26 protein-coding genes and 1 pseudogene are annotated in these 24,655 nt (G+C 62.0%); 6 read left to right on the forward strand and 21 right to left on the reverse strand.

Features of this window, described 5'->3' with window-relative positions:
* Positions 1-7: 7 nt before the first annotated feature.
* The gene (locus C3Y91_RS18070; RefSeq protein WP_003540079.1) at positions 8-241 is read right to left on the reverse strand and encodes a BolA/IbaG family iron-sulfur metabolism protein; all 234 of its coding nucleotides are present in this window, start codon (positions 239-241) and stop codon (positions 8-10) included.
* Positions 242-260: 19 nt separating this feature from the next.
* On the reverse strand, positions 261-2,495 hold the full coding sequence (purL, locus tag C3Y91_RS18075; RefSeq protein ID WP_168575655.1) for a phosphoribosylformylglycinamidine synthase subunit PurL: 2,235 nt from the start codon (positions 2,493-2,495) through the stop codon (positions 261-263).
* A gap of 263 nt (positions 2,496-2,758) precedes the next feature.
* On the opposite strand from purL, the gene lhpI reads away from it, so the two are divergent.
* Positions 2,759-4,501, forward strand: coding sequence for a cis-3-hydroxy-L-proline dehydratase (gene lhpI, locus C3Y91_RS18080; protein WP_024321814.1), 1,743 nt, complete (start codon positions 2,759-2,761; stop codon positions 4,499-4,501).
* A gap of 91 nt (positions 4,502-4,592) precedes the next feature.
* Here the strand turns inward: lhpI and C3Y91_RS18085 are convergent.
* Together C3Y91_RS18085 and C3Y91_RS18090 are read right to left on the reverse strand one after the other, a co-directional pair.
* A pseudogene (locus C3Y91_RS18085) lies at positions 4,593-4,691 on the reverse strand (acyloxyacyl hydrolase); the annotation flags it as partial.
* A 4-nt stretch (positions 4,692-4,695) separates the two neighbouring features.
* A complete protein-coding gene (locus tag C3Y91_RS18090) occupies positions 4,696-6,114 on the reverse strand; it encodes an aminotransferase-like domain-containing protein (RefSeq protein ID WP_018072262.1) in 1,419 nt (472 codons plus the stop codon).
* 81 nt (positions 6,115-6,195) lie between these two features.
* On the opposite strand from C3Y91_RS18090, the gene C3Y91_RS18095 reads away from it, so the two are divergent.
* The gene (locus C3Y91_RS18095) at positions 6,196-6,453 is read left to right on the forward strand and encodes a DUF1127 domain-containing protein (RefSeq protein WP_018072261.1); all 258 of its coding nucleotides are present in this window, start codon (positions 6,196-6,198) and stop codon (positions 6,451-6,453) included.
* A 27-nt stretch (positions 6,454-6,480) separates the two neighbouring features.
* On the opposite strand, the gene C3Y91_RS18100 is transcribed toward C3Y91_RS18095, so the two are convergent.
* The 7 genes from C3Y91_RS18100 to C3Y91_RS18130 form a co-directional block, all read right to left on the reverse strand.
* Entirely contained in the window at positions 6,481-6,870 is a 390-nt protein-coding gene (locus tag C3Y91_RS18100; RefSeq protein ID WP_018072260.1) for a hypothetical protein, read from the reverse strand.
* An 86-nt stretch (positions 6,871-6,956) separates the two neighbouring features.
* Complete coding sequence (gene purQ / locus C3Y91_RS18105; protein WP_024321813.1) at positions 6,957-7,628, reverse strand: phosphoribosylformylglycinamidine synthase subunit PurQ; 672 nt, start codon at positions 7,626-7,628, stop codon at positions 6,957-6,959.
* Positions 7,625-8,179: an RNA 2'-phosphotransferase gene (locus tag C3Y91_RS18110; RefSeq protein WP_018072258.1), complete on the reverse strand. Its 555-nt coding sequence runs from the start codon at positions 8,177-8,179 to the stop codon at positions 7,625-7,627. Before C3Y91_RS18110 ends, purQ begins: the two co-directional genes overlap by 4 nt.
* A gap of 44 nt (positions 8,180-8,223) precedes the next feature.
* Positions 8,224-8,466 carry a phosphoribosylformylglycinamidine synthase subunit PurS gene (gene purS / locus C3Y91_RS18115; RefSeq protein WP_018072257.1) on the reverse strand — a complete coding sequence of 81 codons (243 nt, stop codon included), beginning with the start codon at positions 8,464-8,466 and terminating at the stop codon, positions 8,224-8,226.
* A gap of 15 nt (positions 8,467-8,481) precedes the next feature.
* Positions 8,482-9,246, reverse strand: coding sequence for a phosphoribosylaminoimidazolesuccinocarboxamide synthase (gene purC / locus C3Y91_RS18120; protein WP_003540062.1), 765 nt, complete (start codon positions 9,244-9,246; stop codon positions 8,482-8,484).
* 272 nt (positions 9,247-9,518) lie between these two features.
* The gene (locus C3Y91_RS18125; protein WP_168575656.1) at positions 9,519-11,816 is read right to left on the reverse strand and encodes a bifunctional diguanylate cyclase/phosphodiesterase; all 2,298 of its coding nucleotides are present in this window, start codon (positions 11,814-11,816) and stop codon (positions 9,519-9,521) included.
* A 96-nt stretch (positions 11,817-11,912) separates the two neighbouring features.
* Complete coding sequence (locus tag C3Y91_RS18130) at positions 11,913-12,467, reverse strand: RBBP9/YdeN family alpha/beta hydrolase (RefSeq protein ID WP_020397554.1); 555 nt, start codon at positions 12,465-12,467, stop codon at positions 11,913-11,915.
* A gap of 175 nt (positions 12,468-12,642) precedes the next feature.
* Between C3Y91_RS18130 and C3Y91_RS18135 the strand changes: the two genes are divergently transcribed.
* Both C3Y91_RS18135 and C3Y91_RS18140 read left to right on the forward strand, forming a co-directional pair.
* Complete coding sequence (locus tag C3Y91_RS18135; RefSeq protein WP_018072254.1) at positions 12,643-13,449, forward strand: DUF2189 domain-containing protein; 807 nt, start codon at positions 12,643-12,645, stop codon at positions 13,447-13,449.
* A 154-nt stretch (positions 13,450-13,603) separates the two neighbouring features.
* Positions 13,604-14,083: a low affinity iron permease family protein gene (locus C3Y91_RS18140; protein ID WP_018483722.1), complete on the forward strand. Its 480-nt coding sequence runs from the start codon at positions 13,604-13,606 to the stop codon at positions 14,081-14,083.
* Positions 14,084-14,135: 52 nt separating this feature from the next.
* On the opposite strand, the gene purB is transcribed toward C3Y91_RS18140, so the two are convergent.
* The 5 genes from purB to C3Y91_RS18165 form a co-directional block, all read right to left on the reverse strand.
* On the reverse strand, positions 14,136-15,443 hold the full coding sequence (gene purB / locus C3Y91_RS18145) for an adenylosuccinate lyase (RefSeq protein WP_018072252.1): 1,308 nt from the start codon (positions 15,441-15,443) through the stop codon (positions 14,136-14,138).
* 118 nt (positions 15,444-15,561) lie between these two features.
* Complete coding sequence (locus C3Y91_RS18150) at positions 15,562-16,047, reverse strand: hypothetical protein (RefSeq protein WP_024321812.1); 486 nt, start codon at positions 16,045-16,047, stop codon at positions 15,562-15,564.
* Between the two features lie 2 nt (positions 16,048-16,049).
* Entirely contained in the window at positions 16,050-16,775 is a 726-nt protein-coding gene (locus tag C3Y91_RS18155) for a DUF2259 domain-containing protein (protein ID WP_168575657.1), read from the reverse strand.
* On the reverse strand, positions 16,772-17,449 hold the full coding sequence (rpe, locus tag C3Y91_RS18160; protein WP_018072249.1) for a ribulose-phosphate 3-epimerase: 678 nt from the start codon (positions 17,447-17,449) through the stop codon (positions 16,772-16,774). Before rpe ends, C3Y91_RS18155 begins: the two co-directional genes overlap by 4 nt.
* Before the next feature lie 61 nt (positions 17,450-17,510).
* Positions 17,511-18,593, reverse strand: a complete 1,083-nt coding sequence (locus tag C3Y91_RS18165; protein ID WP_024321810.1) for an ABC transporter substrate-binding protein — start codon at positions 18,591-18,593, stop codon at positions 17,511-17,513.
* A gap of 183 nt (positions 18,594-18,776) precedes the next feature.
* On the opposite strand from C3Y91_RS18165, the gene C3Y91_RS18170 reads away from it, so the two are divergent.
* Both C3Y91_RS18170 and C3Y91_RS18175 read left to right on the forward strand, forming a co-directional pair.
* On the forward strand, positions 18,777-19,271 hold the full coding sequence (locus C3Y91_RS18170; protein WP_003559728.1) for a flavin reductase: 495 nt from the start codon (positions 18,777-18,779) through the stop codon (positions 19,269-19,271).
* A 94-nt stretch (positions 19,272-19,365) separates the two neighbouring features.
* Positions 19,366-19,683, forward strand: coding sequence for a TfoX/Sxy family protein (locus tag C3Y91_RS18175; protein ID WP_168575658.1), 318 nt, complete (start codon positions 19,366-19,368; stop codon positions 19,681-19,683).
* Here C3Y91_RS18175 and C3Y91_RS18180 read toward each other — a convergent pair whose 3' ends face one another.
* From C3Y91_RS18180 to C3Y91_RS18200, 5 genes are all read right to left on the reverse strand, one after another.
* Positions 19,684-20,109 (reverse strand): NUDIX domain-containing protein, encoded by a 426-nt coding sequence (locus C3Y91_RS18180; RefSeq protein ID WP_024321808.1) that lies wholly within the window; start codon positions 20,107-20,109, stop codon positions 19,684-19,686.
* 7 nt (positions 20,110-20,116) lie between these two features.
* A complete protein-coding gene (locus C3Y91_RS18185) occupies positions 20,117-21,682 on the reverse strand; it encodes a DEAD/DEAH box helicase (RefSeq protein WP_168575659.1) in 1,566 nt (521 codons plus the stop codon).
* A 139-nt stretch (positions 21,683-21,821) separates the two neighbouring features.
* Positions 21,822-23,141, reverse strand: a complete 1,320-nt coding sequence (locus C3Y91_RS18190) for a peptidoglycan DD-metalloendopeptidase family protein (RefSeq protein ID WP_130791644.1) — start codon at positions 23,139-23,141, stop codon at positions 21,822-21,824.
* Positions 23,142-23,245: 104 nt separating this feature from the next.
* Positions 23,246-24,073 carry a ferritin-like domain-containing protein gene (locus C3Y91_RS18195; RefSeq protein ID WP_024321805.1) on the reverse strand — a complete coding sequence of 276 codons (828 nt, stop codon included), beginning with the start codon at positions 24,071-24,073 and terminating at the stop codon, positions 23,246-23,248.
* Positions 24,070-24,543 carry a peroxiredoxin gene (locus C3Y91_RS18200; RefSeq protein WP_024321804.1) on the reverse strand — a complete coding sequence of 158 codons (474 nt, stop codon included), beginning with the start codon at positions 24,541-24,543 and terminating at the stop codon, positions 24,070-24,072. The genes C3Y91_RS18195 and C3Y91_RS18200 overlap by 4 nt, the downstream gene beginning before the upstream one ends.
* Positions 24,544-24,655 lie beyond the last annotated feature (112 nt).

The following is a 24,655-nucleotide window of genomic DNA, read 5'->3' on the forward strand; positions in this document are numbered from 1 at the left end:
TCGGGCTTTATTCCGGCGCCGAGGTCTGCAGGGCCAGAGCGTGCAGTACGCCGCCCATATTGCCCTTCAGCGCTTCGTAGACCATCTGGTGCTGTTGCACGCGGCTCTTGCCGCGGAAGGCTTCGGCAACGACTTCGGCGGCGTAGTGATCGCCGTCGCCCGCCAGATCGCGGATCGTCACCTTGGCACCGGGAATCCCAGCCTTGATCATGTCTTCGATATCGCCGGGTTTCATGGCCATGGTCGTTACTCCTTGCGCATCATTCCGCAGCGGCAAGTTCGCCGCGGCCTTCCATGAAATCAGGGAACCACGATTCATGGGCATCGCGCAATTGCTGAATCGGCAGCGAGATGAGATCGCCGACGACGAGCGCCGTTCCTCCGACCGTGCCGAGACGGCGGAAGGGAACGCCGCCGCCTTCTGCATTGACGCAGACGAAATCGGCGACATCGGCAGGCAAGGTCAGGACGTAGCGCGCCTGATCCTCGCCGAAGAGCAGCGCATGCGGCGCGTCCCTGCCTTCGCTCAGATCAATCGTCAGGCCTTTGCCCGAGGCCATCGCCATTTCAGCGAGCGCCACGGCAAGGCCACCCGAGGAGATGTCGTGGCAGGCGGTTGCCTGGCCGTTGCGGATGACGGAGCGGACGAAATCGCCATTGCGGCGCTCGGCAAACAGATCGACCTCCGGCGCGGGACCTTCGCGGCTGGAAAGCACGTCGCGCAGATAGACCGACTGGCCGAGATGGCTGCCGTCGACGCCGATCATGATCACCTTATCGCCATCGCTGGCAGCGCCGATACGGGCCATCTTGCTCCAATCCGGCAGCAGGCCGACGCCTGCGATCGTCGGGGTCGGCAGGATGGCGACGCCGTTGGTCTCGTTGTAGAGCGAGACGTTGCCGGAAACGATCGGGAAGTCGAGCGCGCGGCAAGCTTCGCCGATGCCTTTCACCGCCTCGACGAACTGGCCCATGATCTCGGGCTTTTCGGGATTGCCGAAGTTCAGATTGTCGGTGGCGGCGAGCGGCTCCGCGCCTGTTGCGGTGATGTTGCGCCAGCATTCGGCGACCGCCTGCTTGCCGCCTTCGAAGGGGTCTGCCTCGACATAACGCGGGGTGACGTCGGAGGAGAAGGCGAGCGCCTTGGAGGGATGGCCGTCGACGCGCACCACGCCGGCATCGCCGCCCGGCAACTGCAACGAATTGCCTTGGATCAGCGTGTCATATTGCTCATAGACCCAGCGGCGGCTCGACTGGTTGGCGGAGCCGACGAGTTGCAACAGCGCCTGGCCGTAATCTTCGGGTGCGGCAACGAGATTGGCGGGCAGGGGGGCATGCTTGCCGGATTCGCGCCAGGGGCGATCATATTCCGGCGCCTGGTCACCGAGATCCTTGATTGGAAGGTTGGCGACTTCCTCGCCCTGGTGCACGACGCGGAAGCGCAGGTCGTCGGTCGTCTTGCCGACAATAGCGAAATCGAGGCCCCACTTGACGAAGATCGCCTTGGCTTCCTCTTCCTTCTCCGGCTGCAGCACCATGAGCATGCGCTCCTGGCTTTCCGACAGCATCATCTCGTAGGCGGTCATCCGCTCTTCGCGGACCGGCACCTTGTCGAGCTCGAGCAGGATGCCGAGATCGCCCTTGGCGCCCATTTCGACGGCGGAGCAGGTGAGGCCGGCCGCACCCATGTCCTGGATGGCGATGACGGCGCCGGTTTTCATCAGCTCAAGGCAGGCTTCCAGCAGGCACTTTTCGGTGAAGGGGTCGCCGACCTGAACGGTCGGACGTTTCTCCTCGATCGATTCGTCGAATTCGGCCGACGCCATCGTCGCGCCGCCGACGCCGTCGCGGCCGGTCTTGGCGCCGAGATAGACGACCGGAAGGCCGACGCCCTTGGCTTCCGAGAGGAAGATGGCATTGGATTTCGCAATGCCAGCGGCAAAGGCGTTGACGAGGATGTTGCCGTTGTAGCGGGCGTCGAATTCGACCTCGCCGCCGACCGTCGGCACGCCGAAGGAATTGCCATAGCCGCCGACGCCGGAGACGACGCCGGAGACGAGGTGGCGGGTCTTCGGATGATCCGGCTCGCCGAAGCGCAGCGCGTTCATCGCGGCGATCGGGCGCGCACCCATGGTGAAGACGTCGCGCAGGATGCCGCCGACGCCGGTCGCAGCCCCCTGATAGGGCTCGATATAGGAGGGGTGGTTGTGGCTCTCCATCTTGAAGACGACGCAATCGCCGTCATCGATGTCGACCACGCCGGCATTTTCGCCCGGGCCCTGGATGACGCGTGGCCCCTTGGTCGGCAGCGTGCGCAGCCACTTCTTCGAGGATTTGTAGGAGCAGTGCTCGTTCCACATGGCCGAGAAGATACCGAGCTCCGTGAAAGTCGGTTCGCGGCCGATCAGATCCAGAATGCGCTGGTATTCGTCCGGCTTCAGGCCATGGCTCGCGATGAGTTCCGGCGTGATCGGGATGGTGTTTGGAATAGTCATGAGCTCTCGAAAGTCCCTGCCGTTGCGCGTTTTCCGCTCTTTAACCTATGTAGGGACGGCGCGCGACAGGAAAATGCCCGCCGTCAACAGAGGGCGGGCGACTTCTTCGGCCCGGTACGGGCGGCCGCTTCTCAGAGTCTATTTGACAACTTGCTTTTGATTCTCGATCGATAGCACGGGGCAAGGTTCCGGCCTCAGCTTTTGCGTGCCGCTGATGTTTCCTATAGGGAACTTTTCTCCTTGGTTGATGGTATCGAGATACAATGCCGGATATACAACAACAGGCAGACGAAAAGGTGTTTGCCGGGCGCGCGCTTGTGGCTGGCTTCGCTACGGGGTCGATCGTATTCAGCGACACGGCGCTCAGCTTCTGGGGCGGCGTCGACTCCCGAACCGGAGAAGTCATCGACCGCCACCATCCCCTGTCGACACAGGTCCTGACAGGAAAGATTCTCGCCATCCCCGGCGGACGCGGCTCGTGTACGGGCAGCAGCGTGCTCATGGAGCTGATCATGAACGGGCACGCTCCCGCCGGCATCGTGGTCTCGCGCCAGGAGGAAATACTGTCGCTCGGAGTGATCGTCGCTGAGGAAGTGTTCGGCCGATCGATCCCCGTTGTCCAGCTCTCCGAAGACGACTTCGCCGAGCTGCACTCTATCCCTGAAGTCACCCTCATCGGCGACAAGGTCATCGCGAGCCGGATCGAAACCGCCCCCGGTTTCGATGCCGCCGATCGCACCTATGGAAATTCGATAGCGCTGACATCGAGGGATCGGTCGGCTTTGAACGGGGAAATGGGCAAGGCCGTGCAGGTGGCAATGAGGGCCACGACGCGCATGGCTGAAATTCAGGGAGCGACGGAACTCATCGATATCTCCCAGGTCCATATCGATGGCTGCATCTACACCGGGCCGACCAGTCTGGAATTCGCGAAACGTATGCGGGACTGGGAGGGTAGGGTTGCCGTTCCGACGACCCTGAACGCGATATCGGTGGACCAGATGCGTTGGCGGGAGCAGGGCGTGTCTCCCGACGTCGCCGGACCCGCATCCGAATTGGGTGAGGCCTACGCCTCCATGGGAGCACAAAAGACGTTCACCTGCGCGCCCTACCAGCTGTCGTCGGCACCCAGGCAGGGTGAGCAGGTGGCCTGGGCGGAGTCGAACGCCGTCGTATTCGCAAACAGCGTTCTGGGTGCTCGCACTGCCAAGTATCCCGATTACCTGGATCTGTGCATCGCTCTTACCGGGCGCGCGCCGCTGACCGGGCCGCATATCGCCGACAACAGGCGCGCCAGCCTCGTGGTCAATGTGTCGGGCTTCGTGTCGCGGGATGACATGGTCTACCCCATTCTCGGCTACCACATCGGCAAGCTTGTCGGAGATGAAATTCCGGTCGTGATCGGCCTCGAGACGTGGAAGCCGAATCTGGACGACCTAAAGGCGTTCGGGGCGGGTTTTGCGACGACATCAGGCTCTCCCATGTTCCATATCGTCGGTGTCACGCCGGAGGCCGACAGCCTTGAGAGCATTGTCGGAAGCAAGATCAAGGCGAGCTACGAAATCTGTCCCAAGGACGTCGTTGCGGACTGGAGGAAACTCAACGGCGGGTCTGTGGATTCCATCGAGTTCGTCGCGCTGGGCAATCCCCATTTCTCTTTCGACGAATGCGAGCGGCTGGCCGCGCTCTGCGAAGGCCTGGCGAAACATCCTGACGTCAAGGTTCTGGTTACCTGCAACCGTGCGACGTTCGAAAGGGCTTCCGCTGCGAATCTCGTCGGCAAATTGTCGGACTTCGGCGTAGAATTCGTAACCGATGCGTGCTGGTGCACACTTGCGGAGCCTGTCATCCCAAAATCGGTCGATACAATTATCACCAATTCCGCGAAGTTCGCTCACTACGGTCCTGGATTGACGGGTAAGGCGCTTCGGTTTGGCAGCCTGGCGGACTGCGTCGCGGCGGCTTGTCAGGGCGAGTTGAAGCCTGTTCGTCCCACATGGGACTGAACGGTTCCCGCCTGCCGATGGTTGATCAGACGGCCGTAATGAGCAGTTCAATCATCCGTCGGCCAACCCGCTGAAATTGTCGAACGGACTCTCAGAATTTGTAGCCGACCTGCAAGCCGGCGCGCGTCATGCCGTCGCTCGGCCCGTCGCAGAGATTGGCGTTCGAGGAATGGGCGATCTCGGCCATCAACGGATCATATTTCACCGTCATAGGCGGAGCCGCCGTTTTCCAGCAGCCGGCGCAGGATCATCAGGCCGGAGACCAGTTCCTGCCCCGTCTTGGGCGAGGAAAAACCGATGCGAACGCGATGATAGGTTTTCTCGCCGCGCGCCGCCTTGAACTCGTCCTCGTCGTCGACGAGCACGCCGTCGCGGAAGGCGGCATTCTTGAAGGTGCCCGACATCCAGGGCTCCGGCAGTTTCAGCCAGAGGAAGGGCGCATGCGGGTGCGATTGGAAATCGAAGCCCTGCAATTGTTCACGGGCGAGCCGGACGCGCCTGGAAAGTTCTTCGACGCTTTCCTTTCGGATCTCGTGTGCCGTGCCGCTTTCGACGAGGCGGGCGCAGGTCTCGGCCAGGATGAAGGGCAGGCCGCCGGTGATCATCCTGTGCGTCACCTTGATGCGCTGAGCAAAATGCGGCGGGCAGGCGACCCAGCCACCGCGCACGCCGGCGGCGACCGATTTCGACAGGCCGTTGACGAGGAAAGTGCGGTCGGGCGCCAGCGAGGCGAGCAGCGGCGTATCGTCGCCTGACATGCCGCCATAAAGGTCGTCCTCGATCAGCCAGACGCCGTGTTTCCTGGCGATTGCAGCGATTGTCACGCGCCGCTCATAGGGCATGATCGACACCGTCGGATTGTGGACAGTCGGCATCAGGAAGGCGATCTTCGGGTGCTGCTGCTGGCAGAGCCGCTCGAAATCTTCGGGGATGACGCCCAGTTCATCAGACTCGACCGTCAGCGTGCGCCGGCCGAGAAGGCGGGCGCTGCGGCTGACCTGCGTATAGGTGAGATGCTCGAAGACGATCTTGTCGCCCGGCGCCGAGACGGCGGCAATGACTGAGATCGCCGCCGCATGGGCGCCGAGCGTCGGCACGATGTTTTCGGCTTCCGGCATCCAGCCGCTGCGGGCAAGCCAGAGGCGGCCGGCCTCGAACCAGTTGCTCGGGAAATTGCGGGAATAGGAAGAAATCTCGGAGAAATGCTGCTCGCCGATCTCGGCAAGGATACCAGCGATGACCTTGCCCTGGCCGAGATCGGGGGCGGCTGTCGTATCGAAGCGGATCTTGTTGGCAGGCGCATCGTGGACGCGGGTGCCGCCGAGCGAGACGGTCAGCGGGTCGATCTGTTCGCCGGGCGGCGTCTCGGAGCGGTTCAGCACATAGGTGCCACGCCCGACCTCGCCGGCGACGAGGCCGCGCTCGTGCACCAGCGCATAGGCGCGGCCGATCGTGCCGATCGTCACGCCGATATCATAGGCGAGGTTGCGCTGCGGCGGCAATTTGCTGCCGGCGGGCAGGGCGCCGCTTGATATGGCGGATTCGATGCTATCAGCCAACCGGAGATAGACCGGCCCGGAACCACGGGAAATATCAGGAAGCCAATTTGTCATGGTGACAATTGTATATATTGCCACATTGTACCCGTCAAGCCTAAGAGGCAATCCGAACGGACGAACCGAGAGGATTCTGGGATGTCTGCCCTACCCGAAATGAAAATGCCGATTGTACCGATTGTCTCTTATGACGACAGGAGACAAATTGTCCTGCCGACCGCGCCTGCCGAGGAGACGACGCGTCTCAAGCGGATATGGGCCGCCATTCTTCTCTGGCAGCAAAAGCGGGAGGGCCGGCGCGCGCTGAGAGGCCTGACGGCGGCTGAACTCAAGGATATCGGGGTGTCGCAATCGGATGCGGCACGCGAAATCAGCAAGTCGTTTTTCTGGGATTGATCGGGCTTTGCGGACTGATCGGGGCGATCAGCTGCAGGCCTTGCTGCCTGCCGACCAGCGATTGACGTCGGTGGTGATGCGGCCGGCGACCGGTTCCGACATCATTGGACCGAAGGCCTGCAGGCGCGACGGGCTTCCTTCGGCCTGAACGACGAGCAGCGGCCGGCTTTCCGGGCTGCCCTTGTGGACAAGCAGGATGCGCGGCCGGCCGGAGAAGGAATTGAGCTCCGGCGCGAGCTTATAGGCTGCAAAGGCCGGATCGCCCGATTTGAACCAGCAGGCATTGGCGCCGAGCGCCACGCGTTCCATGGTCGGCAGCGCGGCGCGGTTCGGGCCTGTCGGCGCCGGCGTCTGGCAGGCTGCGACCATGGCTGCGACAGCGGTCAACAGGGCGGCGTTTGCGAGGCGAGGGCGCATCAATCTTGCTCCAGATCCGGACGGAAGGATTTTCGGGTGCATGCCGTTGCCCAAGACCGCTGTGCGTTTTTGGGCAAGGTGCGGGCTCAGGCGGCGATGACGTCGAGCGCCGAGGCGAAGAGCCCGCGACCGTCCGAGCCGCCATGAGCGGCTTCGATCAGGTTTTCGGGATGCGGCATCATGCCGAGCACGTTGCCCTTTTCATTCATGACAGCGGCGATGTCGTTGATCGAGCCGTTCGGATTGGTGCCCTCGGCATAACGAAACACCACCTGGCCATTGCCTTCGATCGCAGCCAGCGTCGCTTCGTCGGCGAAATAATTGCCGTCGTGATGGGCAACCGGGCAGCGGATGACCTGGCCCTGCGCGTAGGCGCGGGTGAAGTCCGTCTCGGCGTTGACGACTTCGAGCTTGATCTCACGGCAGACGAATTTCAGCGAGGAATTGCGCATCAGCGCGCCGGGCAGGAGGCCGGCCTCGACGAGGATCTGGAAGCCGTTGCAGACGCCGAGCACCTTCACGCCCTTTGCAGCCTTGTCGATGATCGCCTGCATGACCGGCATGCGGGCGGCGATCGCGCCGCAACGCAGGTAATCGCCATAAGAGAAGCCGCCGGGGATGACGATCAGATCGACATCGGGGAACTCGGTTTCCGTCTGCCAGATCCTCACCGGCGGCTTGCCGGAGATCTTGGTCAGGGCGGCGATCATGTCGCGGTCACGGTTGAGGCCCGGAAGTTGAACGACGGCTGATTTCATGGGGTCCCTGCGTTTCGCGAAAGATATTGAACTGGAACGCTTTCGGCGAGCCATACTCCATTGTCGGAGACAAAGAAAGAATGACCCTCTGAAAACATGCGGGCCGCATCCACACGCAGGATGATATGTTCACCCTTGCGGCGCGCTGCGACAATTTTCGCCGTTTCGACATCCGCCGACAGATGAACGTGGTGCCGCTGCATCTTCTTCAAGCCTTCGCGCTCGATCGAGTGCCAGTTCGTCAGAGACGTGCCGTGAAAAAGAGCGGCGGGCGGTTCAACCTGGTTCAATGCGAGATCGACATCGACGCTATGACCTTGGTTTGCGCGAATTCTGCCATCGGCGAGCGTGAAGCGCTTCTTTGGATTGTTGTCGACAATCTCGATAATATCGGCGCGGGAAACGTCGTATTTCGACGCCAACACCTTTTCGAGCTCATCGAACGACACCCAACCCTCGCTATCAAGCGTCAAACCCGCGGCATCAGGCGCATGACGCAAAACATAGCTCATATATTTCGAGACTTCCGTCTCCAGCTTTGCTTTCATCATGACGCCAAATCCTCAAAGTCCGCCGGACGACGGGTCTGTGATCATCAGTCGATCGCGATTGCGTAGTTCTCGATCACCGTGTTGGCGAGCAGTTTTTCGCACATGGCCTTGAGGTCGGCCTCGGCCTTGCCCTTGTCGGCGCCTTCCAGCTCCAGGTCGAAGACCTTGCCCTGTCTTATATGGCCGACGCCCGAGAAGCCGAGGGCGCCAAGCGCACCCTCGATAGCCTTGCCCTGCGGATCGAGAACGCCGTTTTTCAGCGTGACGGTGACACGAGCCTTGATCACTTTGTCTTTCCTGCCTTACTTGACGAGAACCGGGCCGGTGCCGCGCACGGGCTCGTTTTCATTGATGATGCCGAGACGGCGCGCAACTTCGGAATAGGCTTCGAGCAGCCCGCCGAGGTCGCGGCGGAAGCGGTCCTTGTCCATCTTCTCGTGGGTTTCGATATCCCAGAGCCGGCAGCTGTCCGGCGAGATTTCGTCGGCGAGGATGATGCGCATCATATCGCCTTCGAAGAGGCGGCCGCATTCGATCTTGAAATCGACGAGCTGGATGCCGACGCCGAGGAAGAGGCCGGTCATGAAGTCGTTGACGCGGATGGCAAGCGCCATGATGTCATCGAGTTCGGCGGGGTTTGCCCAACCGAAGGCGGTGATATGCTCTTCGGAGACCATCGGATCGTCGAGCGCGTCGGACTTGTAATAGAATTCGATGATCGAGCGCGGCAGCACGACGCCTTCGTCGATGCCGAGGCGCTTGGCGAGAGAACCGGCGGCGACATTGCGCACGACGATCTCCAGCGGGATCATCTCTACTTCCTTGATCAACTGCTCGCGCATGTTGAGCCGGCGGATGAAATGAGTAGGGATGCCAATCTTGTTCAGATGGCTGAAGATATATTCGCAGATGCGGTTGTTGAGGACGCCCTTGCCATCGATGACTTCGTGTTTCTTCTTGTTGAAGGCAGTGGCATCGTCCTTGAAGAACTGGATCAAAGTGCCCGGTTCCGGGCCTTCATACAGAATCTTTGCCTTGCCCTCGTAGATACGGCGGCGACGGTTCATCGTGGTCATTCTCTATTGTTGGCGCTCTTGGGATAGCGCGAGTGGATCGATCTCGTGGCGTCCCCTTAAAGGAAAAGAGAGGGTTTCACAATCCGCCTGTCGCTCCTTCCCTGGTTTCCAGATTTCGTGGCCCCGGTTTCCGGATTTCGCGGTCCCGGTTTCCGATTTTACGGAATACCGCCAAGAGAATCGAATGAATTCGCAGGACGAGTGTAGCGCCTTTTCCAGTACGGTGGAATGAAGGCGAAATGGCGGGCCGCTTATGCAGGTTTTTATTTGGCGGCTCTGCCTGGCAGCGCGCGGCGAAGCTGCGTCTGTAGCGCGCGAGCGGCAATTTGCCCGTGGCGCCAGCTTCCGGCGCGGATGAAGGAGGGGATCTGCATGGCCGGCATCGGCCGGGCGAGCGCGTAGCCCTGCAACGTGTCACAGTCGAGTTCTTCGAGAATCCGGATATGATCCGCCGTTTCGACGCCCTCGGCGATGACGAGGATGTTCAACGAGCGGCCGATATCGATGATCGAGCCGACGAGTTTGCGCTGCTCGGCCGATTGCGGCAGCATGCGGATCAGCTCGCGGTCGATCTTCAGAGTCTTCGGGCTCAATCGCAGCAGGCTGACGATCGAGGCATGGCCGGTGCCGAAATCGTCGATCTGGATGTCGATGCCGAGCTTGCGCAGCTTTTTCAGGTTGGCGGCCACCGCCTCGTCGCAATCGTCGAGCGAGATCGATTCCAGCAGTTCGAAGGAGAATGTGCCGGGCTCGATCTTCAGGGCACGAAGCTTTTTGCCGAGATCGGGATCGGCGAGCCGCCTAGCGGAGACGTTGACCGATATCTTCGGGATCGGCAGCCCGTCCTTCAGCCACGCCTTCCGGTCGGCAATGGCGCGCTCCAAGATGAGGGCGTCGATGGTCGAGACGACGTCGAGATCCTCGGCGATATCGAGGAAGCGGTCTGGCGTCAGCAGCCCGTGCACCGGGTGCTGCCAGCGGGCTAGCGTTTCGACGCCTGCAACATCGAGCGTGCGAGCATCGAACTGCAGCTGGTAGAAGGGCACGAATTCATTGCGCTCGAGGCCGATCAGGATCTCGTCGGCAAGGTGCTTGGCGGAGATGATGTCGCGGCGGGCAGAGGCCGAGAAGAATTCGAAGCGGTTGCGGCCCAGGCCCTTGGCACGATAGAGGGCGATATCGGCGTCGAGCAGCACCTGCTTGACGTCGAGCGTCGGTCCGCTATCGATGGCGATGCCGACGCTGGCGCCGAAACGGCAATCGTGCCCCTCATATCTGACGGGTTTGCGCAATTCGCGGATAACACGTTCGGCAAGGCCGGCGATCTTCTTCGACGCGGGATCGACGGCGCAGAGGATGACGAATTCATCGCCACCAATGCGAGCGACAAAATCGGCGGCGCGGACGGAATTCCTCAGTACGCTTGCGGCATGCTGCAGCATGGCGTCGCCGGCCCGGTGGCCGAGCGTGTCATTGATCTGCTTGAAGCGGTCGAGATCGATATGCAGGATCGTCAGTGCCAGGCCCTTGGCCCGGCATTCGGCCGAACGCTCGCCCAGCATCTTGTCGAGATATCGGCGGTTCGGCAGGCCGGTGAGATAGTCGTGGAGCGCCAGGTGCTCGATGCTCTCCTTGGCGGCTTCGAGCTCGCGGTTGCGCGCCTCGGCCAGATCCTTGGCGCGCTGCAGCTCGTTGCGGAGCGCGACTTCCTCGGTGACGTCCCAGTTGGCGCCAATCAGCTTGCGGTGGCCGTTGCCGTCGATGAAGAAGGCCGAGCGGGCGCGGATGACACGTTCGACGCCGTCGCCGCGGATGATGCGGTATTCCTGCTGGAAATCGCGGCCGCTTTCGACGCTACGGTCGGACAAGCCAAGCACGCGCTCGCGGTCTTCGGGATGCAGGCTTTTCGCCCAGGCGTCGCTGGCGATCTGGCGCGAGGCGCCCTGCAGCCCGTAAATGGCGATGAGGCGGTCGTCCCATTCGACGGTATCATGCTCGATATCGGCTTCGAAGACGCCGATGCGGGAAACCTCCAGCGCCAGATCGAGCCGGCGCGACAAACGCGACAGCGTCTCCTCGGCCTGCTTGCGGGCAGTGATATCCGTATCCGTGCCGATGATGCGCGTCGGCACGCGGTTCTCGTCCCATTCGACGCACGCGCCGCGACACTCGATCCAGACCCAGTGACCGTCCTTGTGACGCTCGCGATATTCGAAGATCTGGTAATTGGGATCGCCGGCGTTCTGCCGGTCGATCGCGTGGACGACGAAATCGCGATCGTCGGGATGGACGAGCTGCAGCCAAGCCTCATAATCGCCGTCGGCTTCCTCGTCGGGCGCCATGCCGCGGATGGTTTTCCACGTCGGCGAGTAATATTTCCGGTCGAGACGGTAATTGTGATCCCATACGCCAAGGCCCGAGCCGACGAGCGCATAATTCCAGCGGCTCTCCCGCTCGGCCAGGTCGGAATCGTCAGCTGCCCCATTGCAGATGCCTGCCTCAGCCGCTGCGGCATCGCCATGCGGATCACCGGCCACTGTATGGGCTTTCTTCACGGACATTCTCGCTTATTTCACTTCGGCGCAGTCTGCTGTCATTCCATTAAGAAAGACTTAGAAAGCAGTTGCTCAACAAGAGAGACGATGCCTTTTCCTCGATCAGGTAGAGAGTCGGCCGAGGAACTGGGCAAAGACCATGGTGCCTTCGGGCCAGGGGCCATGACCGGAATCGGCATTGATATGACCGGCTTCGCCGGCATCGACGAGGAAGGAGCCCCAGCTGCTGGCGACATCGTCGGCATGCTCGTAGCTGCCGAACGGATCGTTGCGGCTGGCGACCGTAATCGACGGGAAGGGCAGCGGATCGCGCGGATAGGGACCGAAGGTCATCAGGTGCTTCGGGCGGATGTCGGGATTGGCGACATCGGGCGGGGCGACGAGAAAGGCGCCTGCCACAGGCGTGCGGAAATGCGGGATGGCGTGGATCACCGAGGGCACGCCCAGCGAATGGGCGACGAGAACGACCGGACGGGTCGAGGCGTTCACCTCCTCGGCGATGCGGGCGATCCAATCCTCGCGGACCGGCTTCGTCCATTCGGCCTGTTCGACGCGCCGCGCCGTGCTGAGCTTTGCCTCCCAGCGGCTCTGCCAGTGGCCCGGGCCGGAATTGGTGTAACCGGGGATGATGAGGATATCTGCGTCTGAGGCTTTCATGATGCCGCCGATGTGAGAAAGCTGGTCCAAGATGTCAAGAGGGGGATTTTAAGGGAGGGCGACACGGGCCGTGAAAGTTGCTATATTCCTCCAGTGCCGGTTGCGGATTTCGTGTCGGCTTGCCCGCCGATGCCTACCCGCCGCCGGCCATGTCTCGGCTGAGGAGGAGAAAGCCATGGCGGCATTTCATGTTATGACAGGTGCAAGCGAAGGTCTCACACGGCCCGTCGTCAATCGCATCGGCGTCGCAGATGTTTTCGACGCGCTGAAGCGCGGGTACGACGATTTTATGGAGAAACCATCCCACTATGTGTTCTTGTGCCTGATGTACCCGATCGCCGGCGTCTTCCTGACGCTCTGGACCTCGGGGGCCAATCTTCTGCCCATGGTTTTCCCGCTGATGGCGGGCTTCGTGCTGATCGGCCCGATCGCGGCGATCGGCCTCTACGAGATCAGCCGCCGGCGCGAGGCCGGCCTCGACACGTCATGGACGCATGCGCTTGAGGTGCGCCATTCGCCGGCGCTGCCGGCGATCGTTGCGGTCGGGCTGATGCTCTGTGCCTTCTTCGTCGTCTGGCTGGTGACGGCGCAGACGCTCTACAGCAATCTGCTCGGCGAGGTGTTTCCGCGCACCATGTCGGATTTCTTCCATTCGGTCTTCGGCACGTCCCAGGGCCTGCAGTTGATCATCTGGGGCAATCTGATCGGCTTCGTCTTTGCGCTCGTCGTGCTTGCAATGACCGTCATCACCTTTCCGCTGCTGCTCGACCGCGACGTCGGGGCGGTGGCCGCGGTAACGGCGTCGATCCGCGCGATGGTCATCAATCCAGTGCCGGTGCTGCTTTGGGGCCTAATTGTCGCCGCGCTGCTCTTCATCGGCACGATCCCGATCTTTGCCGGGCTTGCGCTGGTTATCCCGATCCTCGGCCATGCGACCTGGCATCTCTATCGCAAGCTGATTGCGCGGGAAGTCACAGCATAACCACGGCCTTGCCTGCGGGGAATTCCGGCCCCCCCCAGGGGGAATCTCGGATCCCTGGGGAACCTCGATCCTGCCTCGGAGTTTGTTTAGCCGAGAGCATGATGTCGCCGACATCATGCTCTGGAGACGTCGAGGGAGGATCTTTGTGGTGACGATGAAGCATCTGTTTGCCCACTTCGCAACAAAGGTATCGGAATGGGCGGGCAAACCCGTCATCTTCATCCTGGCGCTGGTCGCCGTCGTCATCTGGGCGGCACTCGGCCCCTTCTTCGATTATTCGGAAACCTGGCAGCTGGTGATCAATACCGGCACGACGATCATCACCTTCCTGATGGTTTTCGTGCTGCAGAACGCCCAGACACGCGACACCAGGGCAATCCAGGCCAAGCTCAACGAAATCATCCTGACGAGCCATGCCGAGAACCGTTTCATCGGTATCGAGAATCTCGACGAGGAGGAGCTGAAACGTCTCGACGAGTTGGTCGCCAAGGCAGCAAAGGGCAGGGGCGAGAGCGAGGCTTGCAAGACCTCGGAGGCGGCAAAAGCGACGCCGTCGAAAAAGGCGGAGGCACGCAAACGTCCTGTGGCCGCCAAAGGGCCGAAGCAAAAACAACGGCCGCTTGAGAAAAGCTAGATATGAAAACGGCGCCTGCAAGGGCGCCGGTATATCGTTGATTGCAGATCGCTCAGGCGTTGCCGAAGACGCGGCGGAAAATCGTGTCCACGTGCTTCGTATGGTAGCCGAGGTCGAACTTCTCGCGGATGTCCTCTTCCGACAGTGCAGCGCGGACTTCGGCGTCGGCAAGCAGCTCTTCCAGGAAGTCCTTGCCCTGTTCCCAGACCTTCATGGCGTTGCGCTGGACGAGGCGGTAGGCATCCTCGCGGGAGGTGCCGGCCTGTGTCAGCGCCAGCAGGACGCGCTGGGAATGGACGAGGCCGCGGAATTTGTTAAGGTTCTTCTCCATATTCTCAGGATAGACCAGCAGCTTCTCGATGACGCCGGCAAGCCGCGACAGGGCGAAATCCAGCGTCACGGTGGCGTCGGGGCCGATCATGCGCTCGACCGAGGAATGCGAAATATCGCGCTCGTGCCAGAGGGCGACGTTTTCCATCGCCGGCATGGCGTAGGAGCGGACCATGCGAGCAAGGCCCGTCAGGTTTTCGGTCAGAACCGGGTTGCGCTTGTGCGGCATGGCCGAAGAGCCCTTCTGGCCAGGCGAGAAATATTCCTCGGCTTCCAGCACCTCGGTGCGCTGCAGGTGGCGGATTTCGGTTGCCAGCCGCTCGATCGACGAGGCAACGACGCCGAGCGTGGCGAAATACATGGCGTGGCGGTCGCGCGGGATGACCTGCGTCGAGACCGGCTCGGCCTTCAGGCCAAGCGCTTCGGCGACATGTTCCTCAACGCGGGGATCGATATTGGCGAAGGTGCCGACGGCGCCTGAGATGGCGCAGGTCGCGACTTCCTCGCGGGCGGCGACGAGGCGCTGGCGGCAGCGCTCGAATTCGGCATAGGCGAGCGCCAGCTTGACGCCGAAGGTGGTGGGTTCGGCATGGATGCCGTGCGAACGGCCGATGGTGACCGTGTCCTTATGTTCGAAGGCGCGGCTTTTCAGCGCCTCGAGCAGCCGGTCGATATCGGCAAGCAGGATGTCGGTGGCGCGTACCAATTGCACGTTGAAGCAGGTGTCGAGCACGTCGGATGAGGTCATGCCCTGGTGGACGAAGCGCGCATCCGGGCCGACGATCTCGGCGAGATGGGTGAGGAAGGCGATGACGTCATGCTTGGTGACGGCCTCGATCTCATCGATGCGGTCGACGTCGAAGGTGGCGGCGCCGCCTTTTTCCCAGATCGTCTTTGCCGCCGATTTCGGGATAACGCCGAGTTCGGCCAGCGCGTCGCAGGCATGCGCCTCGATCTCGAACCAGATACGGAACTTGGTTTCGGGAGACCAGATGGCGACCATTTCGGGCCGGGAATAACGCGGGATCATGGGCGGCTGCCTTCACTTCAAGAGGTTGAGCGTTTAAGACGCAATTCCGGACGCAAAACCGCTGCACACTTTTGCTGGAATTGCTTTAGCGCCCCTGTAGCAAAGACGGGCGGCAATCTCAACGCATGCGTTTGGCAAGATGATAGCTGCTTGCGACAAGGCAGACGAGGCCGAGCGGTAGAAAGAGGCGCAGGCCGATCACCAGGAACTGATAGACGGCGCTGATACTGGTGAAGACGAACTGGAAGGCCCAGACGATACTGCCGAAGGGCGCGTGCCAGCGCGAATAGAAGATCCGGTATTCCATGGCGAAGAGGAAGGCAGTCATCAGGATCGTAGCTGCTGTCAGCGTTACGAAAAAAGCGGCAAAACGCGCTTCCGGCTGCCTGCCATAAGCAAAGAAGCGGGCAACCGGCAGGGCTAACGGCCAGGCAAACAGGCCGCCGGCGAAATAGAGCGCGGCAACCTCGGCAAGGCGGCTCGTCTGCAGCCCGTTGCGCAGGTAAAGGCCGAGCATGGCGGCGGCAAGCATCTGCATGCCCCAAAGCAACGCGCCGGCGATCAGATCGGGGTAGGGCGGCCATGCAGCCCTAAGGCGATCCATGCTCAGGGATGAACCGGAACGGCGATCCAGCGTCCGTTCCTTGTCGCATCGAAGGCCAGGACGAGGGCGATGTGAACCTGGTTTCCGCCTTCCGGCTGATAGACCACCGCACCGCCGATCCGGTATTCGACCGAACATGCGCGCTCGGCCGGAACGGCGGTGGCCTGGCGCGCCGCCTGTCGGTTCGGAGCGCCTTCCTTTTCGATCATCTGCAGGCTGAAGCCGATGACCCGTTTGTCGACCGCAGCGCAATCCTTCGGCGTCGGCAGCGGCATCTCGCCGAGCGAGAGCGTATAAGGCGCTTTCGGCGGACCGTCGGTCGCAAGCGTCGTGTAGCGGATCGTCTTCGAAGGCGAGCCGAGTTCGGTCGGCGGATTGAAGGCGGCGATCAGGCCGGGATTGGTCAGGAGATCGTATTTGTCCATCTGGCTGCGCGCCGCCGTCAGGTTCTGCCGCCGCGCCTTGGAAAGATTGGCATCCTTATCGGTCAGCTCCGTGTGGAAGGGCGTGCCCTCGAGATAGTGACCGTCTTCGGTATCGATGAAATAGGTGTTGGAGTAGGGAAGGTTGCCGCTCTCCTCGATGCCGAATTCCTGAAATCCGAAGACCTTGCCGTCGGCGGAAAAGCCGATCGGCTGGATATTGGCGATGTCTCCGGCAAGTGACAGGCCGGGCAGGCCGGCAAATGCGGCAGCAAGCATGCCACCAATGATCAGACGCTTGTTCATGCTCGTGCCCCTTCAGCTGCCTGACGCAAATCGGCGACGGTCCGGCGATAATCCTCGACCGTATCGCCCTTGAAAATTGCCGAGCCGGCGACGAGGACGTTGCCGCCCGCCCGCGCGATATCAGGCGCCGTTTCCACCGTGACGCCGCCGTCAACCTGAAGTTCGATCGGCCGGTCACCGATCAGTGACTTCGCCGCCGCGATCTTTCCCGCCATCGCCGGAATGAACTTCTGTCCACCGAAACCGGGATTGACCGACATGATCAGGATGAGGTCGACATCGTCGAGCACGTTCTCGATGGCGCTGAGCGGTGTCGCCGGATTGATCGTCACCCCGACCTTCTTGCCGAGGTTGCGGACGGTCTGCAGCGAGCGGTGCAGATGCGGTCCGGCTTCGGCATGGACGGTGATACGGTCGCAGCCGGCCTTGGCGAAGGCTTCGAGATAATCGTCGACCGGCGAGATCATCAGGTGGCAGTCGAAGGTGGCTGATGTATAGGAGCGCAGCGACTTGATGACATCGGGGCCGAAGGAGATGTTCGGCACGAAATGGCCGTCCATGACGTCGAGATGGATCCAGTCGGCGCCGGCGGCTGTCACGTCGCGCACCTCCTCGCCGAGCCTGGCGAAATCCGCTGCGAGGATCGAGGGGGCAATGCGAATGGGCAGCGTCATCAAATCTTACTCCGTATGGGCCGCCAGAGTGCGGGGCCTGAATTCAAGGCAGGCCCGCCGCTCATTGCGTCGGCGCGGCAGGTGGAAAAAAGCCGTTGCCCCGCCATTCGAGCAGGCGGTAGGGATTTTGCGAAAGTTCATGCGCACCGGTGAAGGCAATAGTGCCGACCGGTGTCTGGAATGTCGTGCCGAGAAGCGTCTCCTGGAGGGGCTTGCCCGCCGCAGCGGCGGCTTGCCCGGCCTGGCCGGCAATGAGGGCCGCGGCGAGCGACGGCAGGACATAGCCTTCCGGCTCGATGCCCTTGGCGTGCAGCGCGTCGGCAGCAGCCGTGCCTTCCGGCAGGAGGGCGTATTCGGGCAGGGCGACGGCGCGTACGCCTGAATCAAGCGGCAGTGGCTGGTCGGCAGCGCGCATGGCATCGCCGCCGAGGATGGACAGCTGGATGTTCTCGGCCTTGGCGTCGCGGGCGATGACGGCTACGTCGTTGCGGTCGCCGCCGATGAAGACCCTGGTGGCGCCGGCCCGTTTCAGGCGGCGGACAAGGGAGATCTGCTGCTCCTGTCCCGGACGGTAGGTATCGGTAAAGACCGGCTTCAGACCGTTCTGCTCCAGCGCATTGCGCACCGCTTCCGTCAGTTCGCGGCCATGAATGGTGCCGTCCTCGATCAGGGCGATCGGATCGGCGGCCCAGTCCTTCAGGATCATCTCGATGATCTTTGCCGCCTCGGCACCGTCGGCGGGCGCCGCCCGGAAGAGCGGCCAGCCGTTCTTCAACGCATCTTCCATCAGGATGCGGGAGCGCACGGAGACGGTGATCGCGGGAATGTTGGCGTCCTTCAGCTTCGGCAGCGCGCCTTCCAGCGTTTCGCTGCAGAGAAAGCCGATTGCAACCTGTACCTTGGCATTGACAAGCGCATCGGCGACCGCAGCACCACTATTGTCCTCGCAAGTCTCGTTGATGGCGACGAGGGTATTTCCCGACCGCTGAATCTCGAAGCCGGCGCCGGCGGTAATCTGGGCGCCGAGCAGGGCGAGCGGGCCGTTCTGAGGGGCGACGACGCCGATCGTCACGCCGGCCGCATGGCTTTCAGCCGCCGCTCCCAGCAGCGCCAGAAAAGCTGCTATGCCACGCAGGTTGATCATGAAAGGCGGAGATCCCTAGCCATCGTCCATGCCCTTTTATCCGCAAGGCCGCGATCGTCAAAGAAAAACAAGCGCAACACGGCGCTTTTCACCGGTCCTATTGTAGAAAAGGTAACCGATGCTCGCCATATTGGCGCGATAGCAAGTCGATCCAGGCAGAATAGCGCGCGCACGGAGAAGCAGGTGTTGAACAGGCAGCATATCGACCCCGGCCTTTATCGCGATGCCATGAGCCGTTATGCCGGCCATGTGCAGCTCGTGACGACGGCAATGGGCGAGCTGCGCCGTGGTGTTACCATCACCGCCGCCTGCTCGGTCTCGGACAATCCGGCCTCGGTGCTGATCTGCCTCAACAACACCAATCCGAAGAACGAAATCTTCTTCCGCAGCGGCATCTTCGCGCTAAACACGCTCGGCGCCCATCACCAGGGCGTTGCCGACGCCTTTTCCGGGCGGACGTCGCTTGCCAATGACGACCGTTTCGCCAGCGCCCGTTTCGAGATGCTTGCCACCGGTGCGCCCGTGCTGGCCGACGCGCTTGCCGCCTTCGATTGCCGGGTGATCGATATCAAGGAAATGCCGACGCACAATGTCATCTTCGGTGAGGTCGCGGCTGTCCGCTTCAGCGAAAAACATCCGGCGCTCATCTATATGAACCGGGATTATCACGCGCTGTGATTAGAGCGCCTTGCGTCCTTTCGGACGCACAGCGCTCTAACACTTTGAATCGACGCATCGCGCTAGGGTGGCCGGGATTTCGAGGGAATAGAGAATGGACAATGCCGGGATCGAGGAAATGTTTCAGGGGCTCGGCCCCGTCACGGTCAAGCGCATGTTCGGCGGCAAAGGCATCTATCATCTCGGGCGCATCATCGCGCTCGAAGTGCGCGACGAGATGCTGCTGAAGGCCGACGAGACGAGCGCCCCGGAATTTGCCGCTGCCGGCGCTATGCAATGGACTTATGAGGGAAAGAACGGCAAGCCGGTGAAGATGCCCTACTGGTCGATCCCCGATGAGGCCTACGACGATCCCGATCTGATGGCAAAATGGGTGCGGCTTGCCTATGAGGCGTCGCTTCGCGCCGAATAGCTATTCGCCACGCTCGGCAACAGGCAAAGCTGCTATCGCGGCCTTGGTGAAGGCCGACAGCGGCTCGGGCAGATTTGTCAGGGGAAACCAGCCGAAATCCGAAAGCTTGTCCGGTTCGGTCAATTGAGGCTCGCCCTCGACGTCGCGGGCGAGATAGAGGATCGAAATCCAGTGTTGGCGATCGGCCTCGATAATCTGCTCGCTCATGCAGAGGCGTTCGATGCGACCGATCGTCAGGCCGGTTTCCTCTTCGGCCTCGCGGCGCGCAGCTTCCTCAGCCGGCTCCATATGATCGACCTTGCCGCCGACGATATTCCAATAGCCGGCTTCAGGCGGATGCATGCGTTTGTAAAGAAGGATCCTGGCGTCGCGCAGAATCACCAGGCCGACGCCGAGACCCGGAAAATCAAGACCGGGCCTGCCCATTGGAAGTTCAGACCTTGGCGCTGCCGGCGATCAGCATGAAGGCGGGGATATCGTCGCCGAAGCCGACCGGGGTCGGGCCGTCGTCGTGATCGCGATGACGGCGGCGGTCGCGGCTGTCATCATTTGCCGGGTAAGGCCGACTGTTACGCGCATTGTTCTGCGGCTTCTGCTCTGCTTTGCGCTCGTTCTTCACGATGTCGGCCTTTACTGGTGCTGCTTCGATCACGTCGACGCCATTATCCTGTATGTCGTTATCAGATTTATGACTCGCGGCGGCGCGATTGCCGCGTCCGCGCCCACGATCCCTGTCGCCATGTTCTCTCGGCGCGTGATCCCGGGCTGCACCGTCTCTGGCGCCACGCTCGCGGCTGTTGCGGCGCGGGCGTTCGCTGTCGCGGCTGTCTTCTATCGGCGGCGGCAGCGACGTCAGGTCGCCGCTCAGCCATTCGACCTTTTGGCCGATCAGCTTCTCGATCGCATCGACGAATTTTGTGTCGCGCTTGGTGACGAGAGTGAAAGCGGCACCCGAGCGGCCGGCACGGCCGGTGCGGCCGATGCGGTGGACGTAATCCTCGGAATGGATCGGCACGTCGAAATTAAAGACGTGGCTGACATCGGGGATATCGAGGCCGCGGGCGGCGACGTCGGAAGCCACCAGAAGCTGGAGGTTGCCGTCGCGGAAACTCTGCAGCGTCATCGTGCGGGAACGCTGGTCCATGTCGCCATGCAGGGCGCCGACCGAGAAGCCGTGGCGTTCGAGCGAACGGAAGAGATCGGCGACATCCTTCTTGCGGTTGCAGAAGATGATGGCGTTCTTGAGTTCGGTCTGGGCGCGGACGAGTTCGCGCAGGACGGCGCGCTTTTCGTAATCCTTGCCGTGCGAGGCGACGAAACGCTGCGTCACGGTCGCGGCGGCCGAAGCCGGCTTTGCGACTTCGATACGCTCTGGATTCTGCAGGAATCGATCGGCGAGCTTCTGGATCTCCGACGGCATGGTTGCCGAGAAGAACAGCGTCTGGCGAGTGAACGGGATCATCTTGGCGATGCGTTCGATATCGGGGATGAAACCCATGTCGAGCATGCGGTCGGCCTCGTCGATGACGAGGATCTCGACGCCGCTCATCAGGAGCTTGCCGCGCTCGAAATGGTCGAGCAGGCGGCCGGGCGTGCAGATCAGCACATCGGCGCCGCGCTCGAGCTTGCGGTCCTGGTCTTCGAAGGAAACGCCGCCGATCAGGAGGGCGACGTTGAGGCGGTGGTTCTTGCCGTATTTCTCGAAATTCTCGGCGACCTGAGCGGCGAGTTCGCGCGTCGGTTCGAGAATCAGCGTGCGGGGCATGCGCGCACGCGCACGGCCCTTTTCGAGAAGCGACAGCATCGGCAGCACGAAGGATGCCGTCTTGCCAGTGCCGGTCTGCGCGATGCCGCAAATATCGCGGCGCTCGAGCGCAAACGGGATGGCTCCCGCCTGAATGGGCGTGGGGATCGTGTAGCCCGCATCCGTAACAGCGGATAGCACTTTTTGGCTCAAGCCAAGGTCAGCAAATGTCGTCAAAGGGAAAACTGTTTCCATTCAGGTTCGGCCGAACTCTGAACGAGTCGGCGGGATTGCATGCCGCAATGCAGCGCGACATAGCCCCGAATGGCCGGCAAGTCAAGAAATAGAGACGCCGCACCCATTGCAGAGTGAAGCGTTGGTTACCGGGCAGGAGTTACTTGATATAGGTGGCGAGTTTAAGGCCGGCATTCATGAAATATACTGGATCGACGGCATGGCCGTCCTGTCGCACTTCATAGTGCAGGTGCGTGCCCGTCGAGCGGCCGGTGCTGCCGGCAAGGCCGATGACGTCGTTGCGATCGACCGTGTCGCCGACCTTGACCAGAACCTCCGACATATGCCCGTAGCGGGTCGAGATGCCGTTGCCGTGATCGACCTCGACCATGTTGCCGTAGCCGCCGGTCCAGCCGGCCGAAATCACCTTGCCTGGTGCCGTCGGGCGGATCCTTTCGCCCGGCGAAAAGCGGAAGTCGATGCCGGAATGGAGCGCGAGGCGGCCGAGGAATGGATCACGGCGGTTGCCGAAGGGGCTGGTCACGTCCTTGCCGACAGCGGGATTGCGGAAGGGCAGGGATTCGGCAGTGCTGCGCACTGCTTCGAGCCGGGTCAGCGCGCCGTCGAGCGCGACCAGCGAATTGTTGAAGCCGTCATTGCTTTCCGGCTCGACATAGGGGCCGCCGACCGCATCGTCATCGTCTTTCTCGGCAGCGCTCTCGGGCATCGGAATCTTGAAGCGGGTCAGCACGGTCTCGATGGCGTTGGCGGCATTGCCGGCATCGCTCGTCAGCTGTTCGACACGACTGCGCTGATCCTGTTCGACATCTTTCAGCGACAGCGTCACCTTGGAGAAGATGCGGTCGGCACGGTCGCCGACCGTTTCGGCAGCCGGCACATAGGCGAGCGTCGAATTGTCGGGCGTCGCATCGGCGGGCGCGCCGCTCGCCAGCTGTTTCTCGATCGCCTCGATGCCGCTATCGGCTAGCGATGCACGCTTGTCCTTGATATCGGGCGCATAAGACTGAACGGGGGAAGTCGGCGGGGGCAGGGCGCCGTCCTTTTCCGTCAAGCCGGAGCTTTCGGCCCGGTCGAGCAGATTGTCGAGTTTGCCATGGCGCGAGGTGAGCGCCATCTGCTGCTCCATCAGCTTGTCGACCTTGTCTTCGACCACCTGCTGGTCGAGAAGCTGGCGGGAGGTGATGCGGTCGACCTGCGCGCGGAGGGCGGCGATGCGGTCTTCAAAGTCGTGCTGCATGCGCGCCTGGCGGGCCATGGTGGCGCCGATCAGATCGTCGCGCAGCACGAGATAGGACGTCGCCAGGAGGTAGCCGATCGAGAAGACACCGACGAAGCAGAAGGCCAGCGCAGCCATCCAGGGCCGGACCGTTATATGGCGGACCTTGTCGCCGCTTGCCAGGATGAGGATATGTTCCTGTGCCCGCCTGCCGAATACCCGGTGCTGATGTCCGCTGTTCACGCAGGCTCTCCCGATTGATGCTCTACGCCTCTTTCGGAAATTAGACACCGTTATGGTTAATGAATGCTTTCATTGCCGCAGTCGCATCATAAATTTCAGTGACTTCAAGCGTGGCTGATCGATGCGAGCGAGCGGTAGAAGGACGGCGTCAGCCCAGCCTCGGCGCGGGCAAGGTCGTTGAAGGGCGGCTTCAGCGGTCCGCGGAAATTGGCCCGCACCAGCTCCTGGAAGGCTTTTGCCGGGTCACGCTTCTCGCGGGCGCAGAGAAAGCGGAACCATTTTGCGCCGACGGCGACATGGCCTTTCTCGTCGTTGTAGATGACGTCGAGGACATCGGCACTTTCGAGGTCGCCGGTCTGACGCATCTTCGCCTGCAACGACGGCGTGACGTCGAGGCCGCGGGCTTCGAGAATCAGCGGCACGACGGCGATCCTTGCCGTCAGGTCGTTGCGGGTCGAATGGGCGGCCTGCCAGAGCCCGTCATGGGCGGGCAGATCGCCGTAATCGGCGCCGAGATCGTTGAGCCTGGCGCGCACCATGCGGAAATGCTTCGCCTCCTCGAAGGCGACCTGCATCCAGCCGTCGAAAAAGGAATTCGGCACCTGTTCGGTCGCGAATCGCGCGACGATATCGAGCGCCAGATCGACGGCGTTGAGTTCGATATGGGCGATGGCGTGCAGCAGCGCGATCCGCCCTTTGAGCGTGTGCAGCGAGCGCTTCTCCACCTGGGTCGGCGGCGTCAGCACCGGTTTGTCAGGACGGCCGGGCCTGTCGGGCAGCGCCGCATCGAGCGGCGAGCGCAGCGACACCCGACGGGCGAACCAGCGGGTGGCGCTTTCCTGCGCAAGTGCCGTCTTGCGGTCGAGATCGGCGGAAGAGATCGCATCGATGGCGCCGCCGCGCAGCGAGGTTATCGTGAGATCCCCGGTCACGCGGCCAGGTTCCTCACGGCCTCGAGCACGGTCTCGGCATGGCCCTGCACCTTCACCTTTTGCCAGATGGTGGCGATCGTGCCGTCCTGGCGGATGAGGAAGGTGGTGCGCTCGACGCCCATGAAGTTGCGGCCGTACATGCTCTTTTCCTTCCAGACGCCATAGGCCTGCAGCGTCGTCTTTTCCTCGTCCGAGGCGAGCGCTACCGAAAGACGGTGCTTCTTGATGAACTTGTCATGGCAGGTGGCCGAATCGGGCGACATGCCGATGACGGCAGCACCGGCCGCCTCGAACTCGCTTGCCAACGCGGTGAAAGCCAATGATTCGGCGGTGCAGCCCGTCGTATCGTCCTTGGGATAGAAGAACAGAACAAGCGGTCTGCCGTGGAATTCGGCCAGCGAGACGCGGCCGCCGCCGTCGCGGGGAAGGTTGAAATCAGGGGCCGAGACGCCGATGCCAGGAACCGCCATTAGGAAAACCTTTCTTTTGCCGGGTTTGTGGATGACACTTTCTCTCCCCGAATTATATAGTGGACGGAAACCCGTCCAGCATGGCCGGGTTCAATTCTTCACTTAAGGGAGA

Source organism: Rhizobium ruizarguesonis (assembly GCF_012349115.1).
GTDB lineage: Bacteria > Pseudomonadota > Alphaproteobacteria > Rhizobiales > Rhizobiaceae > Rhizobium > Rhizobium ruizarguesonis.

Coding starts and splice junctions, on each gene's coding strand:
- C3Y91_RS18070 (WP_003540079.1), bottom strand. CDS start 241: ATGGCCATGAAACCCGGCGATATCGAAGACATGATCAAGGCTGGGATT.
- purL (WP_168575655.1), bottom strand. CDS start 2,495: ATGACTATTCCAAACACCATCCCGATCACGCCGGAACTCATCGCGAGC.
- lhpI (WP_024321814.1), top strand. CDS start 2,759: ATGCCGGATATACAACAACAGGCAGACGAAAAGGTGTTTGCCGGGCGC.
- C3Y91_RS18090 (WP_018072262.1), bottom strand. CDS start 6,114: ATGACAAATTGGCTTCCTGATATTTCCCGTGGTTCCGGGCCGGTCTAT.
- C3Y91_RS18095 (WP_018072261.1), top strand. CDS start 6,196: ATGTCTGCCCTACCCGAAATGAAAATGCCGATTGTACCGATTGTCTCT.
- C3Y91_RS18100 (WP_018072260.1), bottom strand. CDS start 6,870: ATGCGCCCTCGCCTCGCAAACGCCGCCCTGTTGACCGCTGTCGCAGCC.
- purQ (WP_024321813.1), bottom strand. CDS start 7,628: ATGAAATCAGCCGTCGTTCAACTTCCGGGCCTCAACCGTGACCGCGAC.
- C3Y91_RS18110 (WP_018072258.1), bottom strand. CDS start 8,179: ATGATGAAAGCAAAGCTGGAGACGGAAGTCTCGAAATATATGAGCTAT.
- purC (WP_003540062.1), bottom strand. CDS start 9,246: ATGAACCGTCGCCGCCGTATCTACGAGGGCAAGGCAAAGATTCTGTAT.
- C3Y91_RS18125 (WP_168575656.1), bottom strand. CDS start 11,816: ATGTCCGTGAAGAAAGCCCATACAGTGGCCGGTGATCCGCATGGCGAT.
- C3Y91_RS18130 (WP_020397554.1), bottom strand. CDS start 12,467: ATGAAAGCCTCAGACGCAGATATCCTCATCATCCCCGGTTACACCAAT.
- C3Y91_RS18135 (WP_018072254.1), top strand. CDS start 12,643: ATGGCGGCATTTCATGTTATGACAGGTGCAAGCGAAGGTCTCACACGG.
- C3Y91_RS18140 (WP_018483722.1), top strand. CDS start 13,604: ATGAAGCATCTGTTTGCCCACTTCGCAACAAAGGTATCGGAATGGGCG.
- purB (WP_018072252.1), bottom strand. CDS start 15,443: ATGATCCCGCGTTATTCCCGGCCCGAAATGGTCGCCATCTGGTCTCCC.
- C3Y91_RS18150 (WP_024321812.1), bottom strand. CDS start 16,047: ATGGATCGCCTTAGGGCTGCATGGCCGCCCTACCCCGATCTGATCGCC.
- C3Y91_RS18155 (WP_168575657.1), bottom strand. CDS start 16,775: ATGAACAAGCGTCTGATCATTGGTGGCATGCTTGCTGCCGCATTTGCC.
- rpe (WP_018072249.1), bottom strand. CDS start 17,449: ATGACGCTGCCCATTCGCATTGCCCCCTCGATCCTCGCAGCGGATTTC.
- C3Y91_RS18165 (WP_024321810.1), bottom strand. CDS start 18,593: ATGATCAACCTGCGTGGCATAGCAGCTTTTCTGGCGCTGCTGGGAGCG.
- C3Y91_RS18175 (WP_168575658.1), top strand. CDS start 19,366: ATGGACAATGCCGGGATCGAGGAAATGTTTCAGGGGCTCGGCCCCGTC.
- C3Y91_RS18180 (WP_024321808.1), bottom strand. CDS start 20,109: ATGGGCAGGCCCGGTCTTGATTTTCCGGGTCTCGGCGTCGGCCTGGTG.
- C3Y91_RS18185 (WP_168575659.1), bottom strand. CDS start 21,682: ATGGAAACAGTTTTCCCTTTGACGACATTTGCTGACCTTGGCTTGAGC.
- C3Y91_RS18200 (WP_024321804.1), bottom strand. CDS start 24,543: ATGGCGGTTCCTGGCATCGGCGTCTCGGCCCCTGATTTCAACCTTCCC.